The sequence below is a fragment of the uncultured Nevskia sp. genome (genome assembly GCF_903885465.1).
GTDB lineage: Bacteria > Pseudomonadota > Gammaproteobacteria > Nevskiales > Nevskiaceae > Nevskia.
Genome location: NZ_CAISIQ010000041.1, coordinates 1 through 12,709, shown reverse-complemented (window position 1 = coordinate 12,709; position 12,709 = coordinate 1). Strand labels below are relative to the sequence as shown.

Here is a 12,709-nt window from a genome sequence, read left to right as displayed (position 1 = left end):
CGAACAGCTTTCCGTGGCTGAAGACCAGATCACTCCGGAGGCCTCGTTCGTTGAAGATCTCGGCGCCGATTCTCTCGACACCGTCGAACTCGTGATGGCACTCGAAGAAGAGTTCGAGATCGACATCCCGGACGAAGAAGCCGAAAAGATCGTCACCTTCCGTGACGTTCTCAGCTACATCAAGTCGCACACCAACCAGGCTTCCTGATCAGCCTGCGTAGCCTCACCTTCCTTTCATCCCATTCTGCTAACGACTCATGACGCGACGTCGCGTAGTCGTCACCGGCCTCGGTATCGTCTCGCCGGTCGGCTCTGATATCCCCACTGCCTGGGCGAATCTGCTTGCCGGATACAGCGGCATCAAGCCGATGACGGCCTATGACGTTTCGACCTACCCGACGCGGTTTGCCGGGCTGGTCGAGGGGTTCGATGTGCTGAAGTGGGTGGGCCCCAAGGAAGTTCGTCGCAACGACCCGTTCATTCATTACGGTGTCGGCGCGGCGAAGATGGCGGTGATCGACGCCGGACTGGAAATCACCGATGCCAACCGCGAGCGCATCGCGGTGATCGTCGGCTCCGGTATCGGCGGCATCGGAACCATCGAGGAGCAGTGCACGCTGCTCAATGGTCCGGGCGGCGTCAAGAAGGTTTCGCCGTTCTTCGTCGCCGGCTGCATCATCAACATGGTGTCCGGTGCGATCTCGATCGAACTGGGCCTGAACGGGCCGAGTTTCGGCATCGTCTCGGCCTGCACGACCGGGACGCATTCCATCGGCATGGCGCATCGGATGATCGTCTATGGCGATGCCGATGTCGTCATTGCCGGCGGTGCGGAAGCAGGCTCGGCTCCGGCCGGTGTCGCTGGCTTCTGCGCATCCAGAGCCTTGTCCACCCGCAACGATTCGCCCACCACGGCCAGCCGGCCCTGGGACCGTGATCGTGACGGTTTCGTGCTCGGCGATGGTGCCGGCGTGATGGTGCTCGAAGAGTACGAACACGCCAAGGCGCGCGGCGCGCAAATCTATGCGGAGCTGATCGGCTTCGGCCTGACCAGCGATGCGTTCCACATCACCCAGCCAGTACCGGGTGCGCCACAAGTTGCACGCTGCATGGTCAACGCAATCAAGGACGCGGGCATCAACGCCACGGACATCGATCACGTCAACGCCCACGCCACGTCGACCCCGCTGGGTGACGTTGCCGAAAGCGATGCGATCAAATCGGCACTGGGCGAGCACGCCTACAAGGTCGCGATCAGCGGCACCAAGTCGATGACCGGGCATCTGCTCGGCGCGGCCGGTGGCATCGAAGCGATCTTTTCGGTGCTGGCGATCCGCGACAACATCGCGCCGCCGACGATCAATCTGGATAACCCGGACGAAGGCTGCGATCTCGATTACACGCCGCACAAGGCGCGCGAGCGGAAGATCGACATCGCGATCTCCAACTCCTTCGGCTTCGGCGGCACCAACGGCTCGCTGGTATTCCGTCGCATCTGAACGGTATCCGGTCGCGCTGCGACCGGAACGCCTTGCCGCAATCGTTTGATTGAGACCGATGCTCCACTGCGCATTGCCCGCTTCAGTGGATCTGCTGGCCTTGCATCGCCGGTTTCCCGAGCGTTATCCCTTCCTGCTGCAATCCGTGGCCAGCCATCCCCAGGCCGGCCGCTACGATCTGCTGTTCGCGTTTCCTGAAGACGCGATCGAGGCGACAGCAGGTGACGGCGATTTCTTCGCCGCGCTCGACGACGCAGCCGCTTCGCTGAGCAGAACGGAAGATCACGGTCTGCCCTTCGTCGGCGGCTGGTTCCTGCTCGCGGGTTACGAAGCCGTGCGCTGGGTCGAGCCCAGATTGCGGCTGCCGATATCGCCGTATCGGCTGCCGGATGCGCTGGCCGTGCGCTGCACCGGCGCGATCGTCGTCGACCGTGTTGCCGGCACGGCACTGGGCCTGGACGAAGGCTCGATCGCGTCAATCAGGCAGATGGAACAGGACTGCGCGGCGACGATGTTTTCGAGCGCGACGCCCGTCGAGCAGACGCCGCCGACGATCACCGAGGATGACGAATTGCGTTTCCTCAGCGGCGTCTCGCGCATCCTCGACTACCTCGATGCCGGCGACGTCTTCCAGGTCAATCTGTCGCGGCGCTGGACGGCGCGTTACGGCGAGCCGGTCGATGCGACGGCGCTGTACGAACGCCTGCGCCGTGCCAATCCGGCGCCATTCGCCGGGCTCGCATCCTGGCGCGGCAGCACCGTGCTCAGCTCGTCGCCGGAACGGCTGATCGAACTGTCCGGCGGCATGGCGCAGACCCGGCCGATCGCCGGCACCCATGCCCGCGACCGCGCCGAGGACGAGCGCGATCGCGAACGCCTGATCGCCAGCCTCAAGGAGCGCGCCGAGCACGTGATGCTGATCGATCTCGAACGCAATGACCTCGGCCGCATCTCGGTACCGGGCACGGTCGAGGTCAGCGAGCTGATGACCGTCGAAAGCTATGCCCACGTCCATCACATCGTTTCCAACGTCCGCGGCCGGCTGCGCGATGGTGTCGGTCCCGGAGCGGCGCTGCGCGCAGTGTTCCCTGGCGGCACCATCACTGGCGCGCCGAAAGTCCGGGCGATGGAAGTGATCGCCGAACTCGAAGGCGAGGGCCGCGGCCCGTACACCGGCGCGATGGGTTATCTGTCTCGTTGCGGCCGGCTCGACACCAACATCCTGATCCGCACCCTGGTCTGCGAGGGCGATACCGTCAGCTTCCGCGCCGGTGCCGGCATCGTCGCCGATTCGAAGCCGCTGGCCGAACTCGCCGAGACTCGCGCCAAGGCGCGCGGCCTGTTGCTGGCGCTCGGAACGCCGGCGTGACGGCGCCGCTGCGCAGTCGCTGGAACGGCGCGTTTGCCGGATCGGTTCAGGTCGGCAACCGCGGCCTGCACTACGGTGACGGCGTATTCCGGACGATGCTGCTGCACGGCGGGGCCATCGTTACGGCCGATGCCCAGATCGAGCGACTGACCGCCGACGCCGCGGCGCTCGGTCTCGATGCGCCATCGCGTGAATTTCTGCTCGCCGAGCTTGCTGCCGTTGCCGATCTCGATGAAGCGATCCTGAAACTGATGCTGATCCGCACCGACACCGGGCGCGGCTATCCACCCCGGACCCACCGGGCCGATCTGCTGCTGCTCGCCTATCCGCCGCCCGACTGGCCGGCCAGTCACGCGATCGATGGCATCGCCGCAATCCGTTCGCCGGTGACCATGGCATCCCAGCCGCTGCTCGCCGGCATCAAGCATCTGAACCGGCTCGAACAGGTGCTGGCCAGCCGTGACTGGCCCGCGGATGTCGATGAAGCTCTGCTAGCCGACGAGCACGGCAATCCCGTCTGCGGCACCCGCAGCAACCTGTTCTGGGTCAGCAATGGCCGTCTGTACACGCCGGCACTCGATCGCTGCGGCGTGGCTGGCCTCACCCGCGCTCAGGTGCTGGCACTGGCCGCGCAGCTCGGCATCGATTGCACGATCGCCAGCCAGCCCTGGACGGCGCTGCAGTCGGCTGACGAAGCTTTCCTTTGCAACAGCCTGATCGGCATCTGGCCCTTGCGACGGCTGGACGATCATCTCTATCCGGTCGACAGACCGATCACCCGTCGCCTGCAGACGGCCCTTGTCCATCCATTGGCCCATCCATTCCGAGGAGTTTGATGAGCACGCCAAAGAAGCCAAAAAAAACCAAACCGGAGCGTAGCTGGCTAGGCCGGATGTTCCGACGCTTGCTCACATTGATGCTGACCCTGGTGCTGGCGGCAGTTGCGCTGCTGTTCGACGCTCACCAGCAGCTCGATGCGCCGCTGGGCTTGAGCGAGCCGCGCAACTTCGATATCGAAGCCCGCAGCAGCCTGCCGAAGATTCTCGCGAACGCCAACGAACAGGGCATCTTTGCCGCGCATCGCCAGGCGATCTACCTCGGCCTGCTGGCAAGAATCGACGGCCGCGCCGCCGCGGTGAAGGCTGGCGAATACCGGGTCGAACCGACGATGACGCCACGCAGCCTGCTGGCGCTGTGGGTGTCCGGCAAGACCGTGCTGCACGAACTGCAGCTGATCGAAGGCTGGCGTTTTGCCGATGCGCTGAAGAAGGTGCGGGAATCGCCGGTGCTGACCCAGACCCTGGCACCCGACCTCGACGAGGCCGGCCTGATGGCCGCACTCGGCCAGCCCGGCAAGTCACCCGAAGGCCGCCTGTTCCCGGATACCTACCGGTTCAGCAAGGGCATGAGCGATGTCGCTTTCCTGCGCAAGGCCGTCGCTGCGCAGGAGCAGGTGCTGGCCGAGGAATGGGCGGGCCGTGATCCGAACCTGCCGTACGATGGTCCCGAACAGGCGCTGATCATGGCCTCGATCATCGAGAAGGAGACCGGCGTGGCCGCGGAACGCGAACAGATTGCCGGCGTCTTCATCCGCCGTCTGCAGATCGGCATGCGCCTGCAGACCGATCCGACCGTGATCTACGGCATCGGCAGCAGCTACGACGGCAACATCCACAGCCGCGACCTGCTCACCGACACGCCCTACAACACCTACACCCGCGACGGCCTGCCGCCGACGCCGATCTGCTTGCCGGGCCGCGCCTCGGTCCACGCCGCGATGCACCCGGCAGCCGGCAGCACGCTGTACTTCGTCGGCAAGGGCGACGGCAGCCATCAGTTCTCGGCGACCCTGGCCGAGCACAATGAAGCCGTACGCCGCTATCAGCTCGGCGGCCGTGGGGCTGCGCAGTGAGCCGTGGTCTCTTCGTGGTGCTCGAAGGCGGCGAGGGCGCCGGCAAGGGTTCGGTGCTGTCGGCAGTCGCTGAATGGCTACTTGCTCAAGGCATCGAACCGCTGTGCACGCGCGCCCCAGGCGGCACTGCCGAAGGCCAGGTCATTCGCTCGGCGCTGGTGCAGAGCGGCGCCAACTGGGAGCCGACCGCCGAACTGCTGATGATGATGGCCGACCGCGCCCAGCATGTCGGCCGGCTGATCCGCCCGGCGCTGGCCGCCGGCCGCGTCGTGCTCTGCGACCGCTTTGTCGGCTCGACGATCGCCTACCAGGGCGGTGGCCGCGGGCTTTCGTCCGAAGTCATTCTCGAACTGCAGAAGATCGCTGCCGATGATGTCGCGGCCGACCTGACTATCCTGCTCGACGTGTCGCCGGCAATCGGCCTGAAGCGCAGCCTGAAGCGGCTGGCCGAAGAAAAGTCCAGCGAAGATCTGTTCGAGAGACTGGATATCGGCTTCCACGAGCGCGTACGTGCCAGCTTTCTCAAGCAGGCAGCAGCCGATACGGAGCACTGGGCCGTGATCGACGCCAGCCGGCCGATCGTCGAAGTCATCGGCGACGTTCAAGCCCGCTTGGCTGAGCGGATCGAGCAACGCTCGGCAGATTGGGCGGGGCCGTAAGTCCCCTCATGCCCGCGCAGGCGGGCATCCAGTTTCAGCCGTAGCGCGCTGCCGGCAACGAAGAACTGGATTCCCGCCTGCGCGGGAATGACGATGTTTGCGAGGACGCGACGAACAGGCCTTAAGTCGCAGAGACAGCCAGCAGTTCCGCCAGCATGCTGGCCACGGTCGCCGTCGCGCGGCGCAGATCGTTCAGCCGCAGCTTTTCGTCCGCGGCGTGACCGTTCGCTTCGCCCAGGGTGCGCGGGCCGGCGCCGTAGAGCACGGTGGGAATGCCGGCGGCCGTGTAGTGACGGGCATCGGTGTACAGCGGCACGCCGTGTTCGGTGATGGCGGTGCCGAAGTAGTGCTCGCCATGTTTCTGCAGCGATTCGGTCAGCCGTTCGGCACCCGGCAGCTTCACCAGCGGCAGCGCCAGCAGCACACGGCGAATCTCGATGCGGATGCCGGGCAGGCTCGCTGCGGTGGTTTCGATCAACGCTCGTAGCTCAGCTTCCGCCTGCGCCGGAATCTCTTCCGGAATCATTCGCCGATCGATGCGGAACGTGACCCGATCCGGCACGACGTTGGTGTTGATACCGCCCTCGATCAGGCCGACGTTCAAGGTCGGGCTGTTGATGCCGTAAGTGCTCGACGAGCGCTTGGCCAGCTCGGCGCGTGACGCATAGAGCGCGCTGAGGATGGTCGTCGCAGCCGCCAGCGCATCGACACCGGATTCCGGCATCGCCGCATGGCCCTGCTTGCCGCGCACCGTCACTTCCAGATGCAGACAACCGTTGTGCGCGGTGGTCACCGCATAGGAAAAGCCGGCGCTGAGCGCGTAATCCGGCTTGCTCAAACCCTGTTCCAGCAGCCAGCGCGGGCCGATATCACCGCCCACTTCCTCGTCGTAGGTGAAGTGCAGTTCGATGTTGCCATCGAGCTTCAATCCAGCTGCAGCAAGCTTGCGCAGCGCCAGCAACGCGAAGGTATAGGTCGCGAAGTCAGACTTGCTGACGGCCACACCGCGGCCGACCATCTCGGCGCCATGCACCGGATCGTCGATCACCACCGCGCCGTAAGGATCCTGCGTCCAGCCCTGGCCCGGCGGCACCACATCGCCATGCGCGTTGAGCGCGATCGTCGGCCCATCGCCGCTGCCGAAGCGCTGACGGACGATCAGATTGGTCGCTGAAATCATGCCGACGGCACGCGCCTCGGCCTCCGGCACGGGATGAGCCTCGACTTCGAGACCCAACGCTTCTAGCAGGCTCTTCGCCTTCGCGCCATGGGCCGCGCAGTCGCCAGGCGGATTGTCGGTCGGCACCTTGACCAGTTCGGCGAGGAAGGCGCAGGCCTCGGCGAAATCGGCATCGACTTCGCGGGCGATGGCGTCGTGGAATGAATCGGTCATGTCGCGGGATAGCTCAGGAGAAAGTCGGTGAATACGCGCGTGGCGACATCGGCATCGTCGGCGCTCATGGTTTCCGCCGGGTTGTGGCTGATGCCGCCATTGCCGCAGCGGACGAACAGCATGCCGATGTCGGTGATCGCGGCCATCTTCATCGCATCGTGGCCGGCACCGCTGGGCAGATGGCGCGGTGCCGGATTGCCGGTGACGCGGCGGATGCTCGCCGCCCACTGCGCCTGCAGGCGGGTCGCGCAAGGTGCGCAGGCGGCGGCCAGAACCTGGGTCAGCACGATGTCGACCTTGCGCCGTTCGGCGATCGCATCAATCTCCGCGAGCACATCGACGACCGCCGCATCGCGCAGCAGATCATCGGCGGCGCGAATGTCCAGGCTGAAGGTGCAGCGGCCGGGAATGACATTGATCGCGCCGCCCGGCACTTCCAGACGGCCAACCGTGCCGACCAGACCGGGCACGCCGCTGCAGCGCCGCTCGACGTAAAGAATCAGCTCCGCTGCGGCTGCCGCAGCATCGTGGCGCAGATGCATGGGCACTGTGCCGGAATGGCCAGCGAGACCCGTGATGCTGCCGGTGTAGCGATGACTGCCGGCGATCGAGGTGACCACGCCGAGCGGCTGGTCTTCGTCGAGCAGCACCGGGCCTTGCTCGATGTGAACTTCGACATAGCCGAGCAGGCTGGCCGGGTCGCGTGCGATTGCCGGAATCTGCTCGGGATCGAAACCGGCCTCCAGCATCGCCGCACGCAGGGTGACGCCGTTGCCATCGACGGCATCGAGCAAAACAGGATCGAACTGGCCGACGACCGCACCGCTGCCGAGGAAGGTCGACTTGTAGCGCACGCCTTCTTCTTCGCTGAAGGCGATGATCTCCAGCGCGTACGGCAGCTTCAGGCCGCGCTGACGCAAGTCCAGGGCGACCAGGATCGGCAACACGATGCCGAGCCGACCGTCGTACTTGCCGCCATCGACGACGGTGTCGTAATGCGAGCCGGTCAGCAGCGTCTTCGCGTTCGGCTGCTCGCTGTACAAGCGGCCGACGACATTGCCGACCGCGTCGATCTCAACGCTCAAGCCGGCCGCCAGCATCCAGTCGCGGATCAACGCGGCCGTCTGGCGATGGGCCGGGCTCAAGTAGGAACAGGTCAGGCCATCGGCCTGATCGCTGTACTGCGCCAGGCAGTCCAGCATGGCCAGGATTTCGCTGCCGGCCGCGGAGGACACGCTGTCGTAAAGCCGGAAGCCGGCGATGCGATCGATCTGCTGCAGTGCCGTCTTTCGTTCAGTGTCGAGGTCGTGATCGAGGCGCTGCATGAATGCGGCGATCACCGAACTGCGGTTGTGGCCGCGCACGGCGAGCACGAACGGGAAACCGAACTTTGTGTTGTAGGCGTCGTTCAGCGTCTGCAGCGTCGCGAACTCGCCCGGCGTGCAGGCATCGAGGCCGGCGCCCTGCTGTTCACGCGTCGATTCGGCGGTCAGCTCCTTGCGCACCGCGGCGCGGCCGGCCAGCTCGGGATGGGCGCGGATCAGCTTCAGCTGAGCGTCGATACCGGCAGCATCGACCGCCGCGCACATCGCTTCATGCAACTGCAGCCGCGAGCTGAACGGCCGTAGCGGCAGCACGGCTTCGGCGACCCAGGGCGAGTGCTCGAAGATGCCGGCGAGGGCGGCGACGAACGCATCGGCGCTGGCCGCATTCAGTTCATTGAGCGCGATCATGGCTGGGGCTCGTAGGGATGCGTCGCGATCCAGTGCCGGGCGATGTCGATGCGCCGGGTGATCCAGACCTTGTCGTGCTGAAGGACATAGTCGAGAAAGCGTTCCAGCGCGGCGATGCGCGCCGGCCGGCCGATCAGCCGCGCATGCAGACCGATCGACAGCATCTTCGGTGCATCGAGCCCAGCGGGATCGCCTTCCCGATAGAGTACGTCGAAAGCGTCTTTCAGATAGTCGAAGAACTGGCTGCCGGAGTTGAAGCCCTGCATCGCCGCGAAGCGCATGTCGTTGCTATCGAGCGTGTAGGGCACCACCAGATGCGGCCGGCGAGTGCCGTCGCCAAGGGCGACTTCGGTCCAGTACGGCAGATCGTCGGCATAGGAATCGGCGTCGTAGACAAAGCCGCCGTGCTCGACGACCAGGCGCCGCGTGTTCGGGCTGTCGCGGCCGGTGTACCAGCCGAGCGGAGCAGCGCCGGTCAACTCGCGCTGGATCGCCACGGCCTCGGCCATGTGCGCGCGTTCGGTGGCTACATCGATGCCCTGATAGCTGATCCAGCGCAGACCGTGGCAGGCGATCTCGTGGCCGAGTTCGCGGTAAGCCGAAAGCGCTTCGGGATGTCGCTGCAAAGCCATCGCGACGCCGAACACGGTCAACGGCAGGCTGCGCGATTCGAAGGCGCGCAGCACGCGCCACAGGCCGGCGCGCGAGCCGTATTCGTAGATCGATTCCATGCTCATGTGGCGCATCGGAAACGAGGCGGCGCCGATGATCTCGGACAGGAAGGTCTCCGAGCCGGCATCGCCATGCAGCACGTTGTTCTCGGCACCTTCCTCGTGATTGAGCACGAACTGCAGCGCCACTCTCGCGCCGCCCGGCCAGCGCGGATGCGGTGGCCGCCGACCGTAGCCGATCAGGTCGCGATCGTAGGTCTCAGGCGACATCGGCGAACACGGCCTTCAGGTCGATGCCGTCCTCGCGGTGCTCGACCAGATTCAGGTCTTCGAGCACATGGCGCAGATGCGCCTGCATCAGCTCGATCGCGGCCGTGTCGCCGCGTTCCAGCGCGGTGCACAGCGCCTGATGCTCGTCCGGCGGACAGGACGAAGCACCGGGCTGCTGATAGACGGCGATGATCAGCGAGGAGCGCGATACCAGTTCGCGCAGCAGGCGGGTCATCGTCGCGTTGCCGGCGATCTCGGCGATGATCAGATGGAAGTCACCGGACAGCTTCAACATCGTGCGGCGATCGTTGTCGCGCCAGGCCAGCTTCTCCCGCGCCAGATGCTCGCGGATGCGGCGGACGTCGGCGCGGGTGGCGCGTTGGATGAAGCGGGCGACGATGCCGGCTTCGAGCACGCCGCGCGCTTCGAAGATGTCCCGCGCTTCCTGCACGGTCGGCTGGGAGACAATGGCGCCGCGGTTCGGCATCAGGGTCACCACCTGCTCATGCGCCAGCCGTTGCAACACCTGGCGGATGCGGGTGCGGCCGATGCCGAAGATCTCGCAGAGCTTGTCCTCGATCAGCCGCGTACCCGGTGGCAGCGAGTGATCCATGATCGCGCCCCAGATGCGCTCGTAAGCCTTTTCGATGCCGGAGCCGACGGCCGCGCTGGATTCGGCTGCGGCGACGGTCGTCGTCTTGCGTGCTGCTTTGATCTTCGAAGCCGTGTCGGCTGATGGGGCTAGTTTGGGAGGCATGTCGTTCGGCAGTTTCCAGACTGTTTCAGCGTGATTCGCAATCGAAAACGAGCACTGCTTTTGTACACGAAAGTGACATTGAATTGTCGTCAATATCAGACGGCAAAAGACGGACCACTCGCAGCCAGCATCGGCCGGCCAAGCACATGGGTTTCACGGATCGCAAGGTCTGGCGCCAGCGTCATCAGCACCAGCAACTCTTCGGAAAGACTCCGGCAACGCGCGATGCGCCTTTCCAGCAGCGGCGTCGCTTTCAGATCGAGGACGATGAAATCCGCTTCGCTACCAACGGCCAAGGTGCCGATGCGATCGGCCAGCCCGAGGATGCGGGCGCCGGCCAAGGTGGCGAGATAGAAAGCCCGCAGCGGCGTCAGTCGCTGGCCTTGCAGCTGCGCGACCTTGTAGGCCTCGCTCATGGTTTTCAGCATGCTGAAGCTGCTGCCGCCACCGACGTCGGTGGCCAGCGCGTAGCCCATGCCGACGGCATCGCAGGCAGCGAGATCGAACAGGCCGCTGCCGAGATAGAGGTTCGAGGTCGGCGAGAACGCGCAAGCCGCACCGGTAGCGGCCATTCGCTCGCGGTCTGTGGTGTCGAGATAGATGCAGTGCGCATAGATGGCGCGCTCGCGCAGCAGGCCGTAATGCTCGTAGACATCGAGATAGCTGCGCGACTTCGGAAACAGCTCGCGCACCCAGGCGACTTCGCCGAGGTTCTCGGCCAGATGGCTGTGAATGAAGCTGTCCGGATAGTCGCGCGCCATCCGGCCGGCGCTCTGCAACTGGGCGTCGGTGGAGGTCGGCGCGAAGCGCACGGTGATCGCGTAGTGCAACCGCTCGCGACCATGCCAGTGCTCGATCAAGGCACGGGTATCGCGCTCGCCGTCGATCGCGGTATCGCGCAGATCGTCCGGGCAGTTGCGATCCATCAGGCATTTGCCGGCGATCAGTCTCAGCCCGCGTGCTTCGGCGGCGGCGAAGATCGCTTCCGCCGAGGCGCGATGGACGCTGCCGAGCACCTGCGCCGTTGTGGTGCCGTTGCGCATCAGCTCGTCGAGGAAGAACTCGGCGACTTCGCGCGCCGCAACGGCGTCGGCGAAGCGGCGTTCTTCGGGGAAGGTGTAGTGGGTCAGCCAGTCGAGCAGATCGGTACCGCCCGAGGCGATCATGTCGGTCTGCGGATAATGGATGTGGCTGTCGATGAAACCGGGCAGCAGCAGCGCATCGCGATGCTCGATCAGCGGCACGCCGGCAGCGGCGCCATTCAGCAACTCGGTGGCGGGGCCGACGGCAGCGACCTTGCCATCGGCGATCAGCAGCAGGCCGTCGTCCAGATATTCGTAAGCGGACGCATCGTCCTGCGTGCCCGGATCGCCGCTGAAACGCAGCAGCCGGCCGCGATGGGCGACGGTTGCCTGCAGAGGACTGTCAGTGCGGAGCGCCATGCTCGATCCAGGTCAGTACGGTGGCGCGTTCGGCGTCGGTCATGCCGGTCAGATTGCCGATCGGCATCGCGTGGCTCGCGATCTGCTGCTGCATCGGCGCGGTCTGCGCAAGGATGTGTTCGGGGCTGTCGAGCAGCACGCCTTTCGGTGCTACCGCAAAGCCCGGCTGAGTCGGCGCGGCGGCATGGCAACCGGCACAGCGCTGGGTGACGATCGTCTGCACGGCGGCGAACTCGGCGGCGGGGGCGAGGCTGGTCGGTGTCGGCTCAGCTCTGCGTGGCGTCAGCGCCAGGGCAACTGCGGCGAGCAGCAGCAAGCCGATGATCAAGCTCGTCGGTGAAGTCTTGCCGCCGCGTTCATGGGCCTTGTGGCGGGCCACGAACCAGGCGCGGATTGCGGCACCGGCGGCGCTCATCGCGATCAGCACCAGCCAGTTGTAGCGGGCGCCATAAGTCATCGAGTAGTGGTTCGAGATCATCACCAACAGCACCGGCAAGGTGAAATAGGTGTTGTGCACCGAACGCTGCTTGCCGCGGATGCCGTGGATCGGGTCCGGCTCGCGGCCCTGTTTCTTCGCTTCCACCAGTTGACGCTGGCCGGGAATGATCACGAAGAAGACGTTGGCGACCATGATCGTGCCCAGCGTGGCGCCGAACTCGATGTAGGCGCCGCGGCCGCTGAACAGATGGCACAGCGCCCAGGCTTCGACGCCAAGCAGCAGCGCGATCACGGCTGCCAGCGCTCGCTCATTGCGCGCCAGCGGCGAACGGCACAGCCCGTCATAGACCAGCCAGCCGACGATCAGAAAGCCGAGGCCGATCGCGATCGCCAACGGCTTGCTCAGCGCCATTACCGCCGGGTCGATCAGATAGATCTCGGCCTGCGCGTAATACAGCAGGCAGAGCAGGAAGAAGCCGGACAGGAAGGTGCTGTACGCCTCCCAGTAGAACCAGTGCAGATGCGGCGGCAAGGTTGCGGGGGCGACGCGGTACTTCTGCGGGTTG

At 65.5% G+C, this 12,709-nt stretch carries 12 protein-coding genes; 6 read left to right on the top strand and 6 right to left on the bottom strand.

Translation table 11 applies throughout. The features are described from left to right. The 6 genes from acpP to tmk all read left to right on the top strand — a co-directional run. Positions 1–208 (top strand): acyl carrier protein (gene acpP / locus QZY06_RS01540; RefSeq protein WP_295679299.1); only part of this gene is annotated, 208 nt, incomplete at its 5' end. 49 nt (positions 209–257) lie between these two features. Further along, on the top strand, positions 258–1,499 hold the full coding sequence (gene fabF / locus QZY06_RS01535) for a beta-ketoacyl-ACP synthase II (RefSeq protein WP_295679296.1): 1,242 nt from the start codon (positions 258–260) through the stop codon (positions 1,497–1,499). 58 nt (positions 1,500–1,557) lie between these two features. Further along, a complete protein-coding gene (locus tag QZY06_RS01530) occupies positions 1,558–2,868 on the top strand; it encodes an aminodeoxychorismate synthase component I (RefSeq protein WP_367275533.1) in 1,311 nt (436 codons plus the stop codon). Further along, positions 2,865–3,704, top strand: coding sequence for an aminodeoxychorismate lyase (gene pabC / locus QZY06_RS01525; RefSeq protein ID WP_295679289.1), 840 nt, complete (start codon positions 2,865–2,867; stop codon positions 3,702–3,704). The genes QZY06_RS01530 and pabC overlap by 4 nt, the downstream gene beginning before the upstream one ends. A 68-nt stretch (positions 3,705–3,772) precedes the next feature. Beyond that, positions 3,773–4,780, top strand: a complete 1,008-nt coding sequence (gene mltG, locus QZY06_RS01520) for an endolytic transglycosylase MltG (protein ID WP_295679287.1) — start codon at positions 3,773–3,775, stop codon at positions 4,778–4,780. Continuing rightward, positions 4,777–5,439: a dTMP kinase gene (tmk, locus tag QZY06_RS01515; protein WP_295679284.1), complete on the top strand. Its 663-nt coding sequence runs from the start codon at positions 4,777–4,779 to the stop codon at positions 5,437–5,439. Before mltG ends, tmk begins: the two co-directional genes overlap by 4 nt. 121 nt (positions 5,440–5,560) lie before the next feature. On the opposite strand, the gene QZY06_RS01510 is transcribed toward tmk, so the two are convergent. From QZY06_RS01510 to QZY06_RS01485, 6 genes are all read right to left on the bottom strand, one after another. Beyond that, positions 5,561–6,832: a M20/M25/M40 family metallo-hydrolase gene (locus QZY06_RS01510; protein ID WP_295679282.1), complete on the bottom strand. Its 1,272-nt coding sequence runs from the start codon at positions 6,830–6,832 to the stop codon at positions 5,561–5,563. Continuing rightward, positions 6,829–8,565: an allantoate amidohydrolase gene (locus QZY06_RS01505; protein WP_295679279.1), complete on the bottom strand. Its 1,737-nt coding sequence runs from the start codon at positions 8,563–8,565 to the stop codon at positions 6,829–6,831. The genes QZY06_RS01510 and QZY06_RS01505 overlap by 4 nt, the downstream gene beginning before the upstream one ends. Beyond that, a complete protein-coding gene (gene puuE, locus QZY06_RS01500) occupies positions 8,562–9,506 on the bottom strand; it encodes an allantoinase PuuE (protein WP_295679276.1) in 945 nt (314 codons plus the stop codon). Before puuE ends, QZY06_RS01505 begins: the two co-directional genes overlap by 4 nt. Then, positions 9,496–10,263: a GntR family transcriptional regulator gene (locus QZY06_RS01495; RefSeq protein WP_295679272.1), complete on the bottom strand. Its 768-nt coding sequence runs from the start codon at positions 10,261–10,263 to the stop codon at positions 9,496–9,498. The genes puuE and QZY06_RS01495 overlap by 11 nt, the downstream gene beginning before the upstream one ends. Before the next feature lie 95 nt (positions 10,264–10,358). Continuing rightward, positions 10,359–11,705 (bottom strand): guanine deaminase, encoded by a 1,347-nt coding sequence (gene guaD, locus QZY06_RS01490; protein ID WP_295679270.1) that lies wholly within the window; start codon positions 11,703–11,705, stop codon positions 10,359–10,361. Next, the coding region (locus QZY06_RS01485; protein ID WP_295679268.1) for a urate hydroxylase PuuD at positions 11,689–12,709 on the bottom strand (1,021 nt) is incomplete at its 5' end. The genes guaD and QZY06_RS01485, both read right to left, overlap by 17 nt.

Bases quoted from the DNA above. Each gene is read 5' to 3' on its own strand.
- fabF (WP_295679296.1), top strand. From the start codon at position 258: ATGACGCGACGTCGCGTAGTCGTCACCGGCCTCGGTATCGTCTCGCCG.
- QZY06_RS01530 (WP_367275533.1), top strand. From the start codon at position 1,558: ATGCTCCACTGCGCATTGCCCGCTTCAGTGGATCTGCTGGCCTTGCAT.
- QZY06_RS01510 (WP_295679282.1), bottom strand. From the start codon at position 6,832: ATGACCGATTCATTCCACGACGCCATCGCCCGCGAAGTCGATGCCGAT.
- QZY06_RS01505 (WP_295679279.1), bottom strand. From the start codon at position 8,565: ATGATCGCGCTCAATGAACTGAATGCGGCCAGCGCCGATGCGTTCGTC.
- puuE (WP_295679276.1), bottom strand. From the start codon at position 9,506: ATGTCGCCTGAGACCTACGATCGCGACCTGATCGGCTACGGTCGGCGG.
- QZY06_RS01495 (WP_295679272.1), bottom strand. From the start codon at position 10,263: ATGCCTCCCAAACTAGCCCCATCAGCCGACACGGCTTCGAAGATCAAA.
- guaD (WP_295679270.1), bottom strand. From the start codon at position 11,705: ATGGCGCTCCGCACTGACAGTCCTCTGCAGGCAACCGTCGCCCATCGC.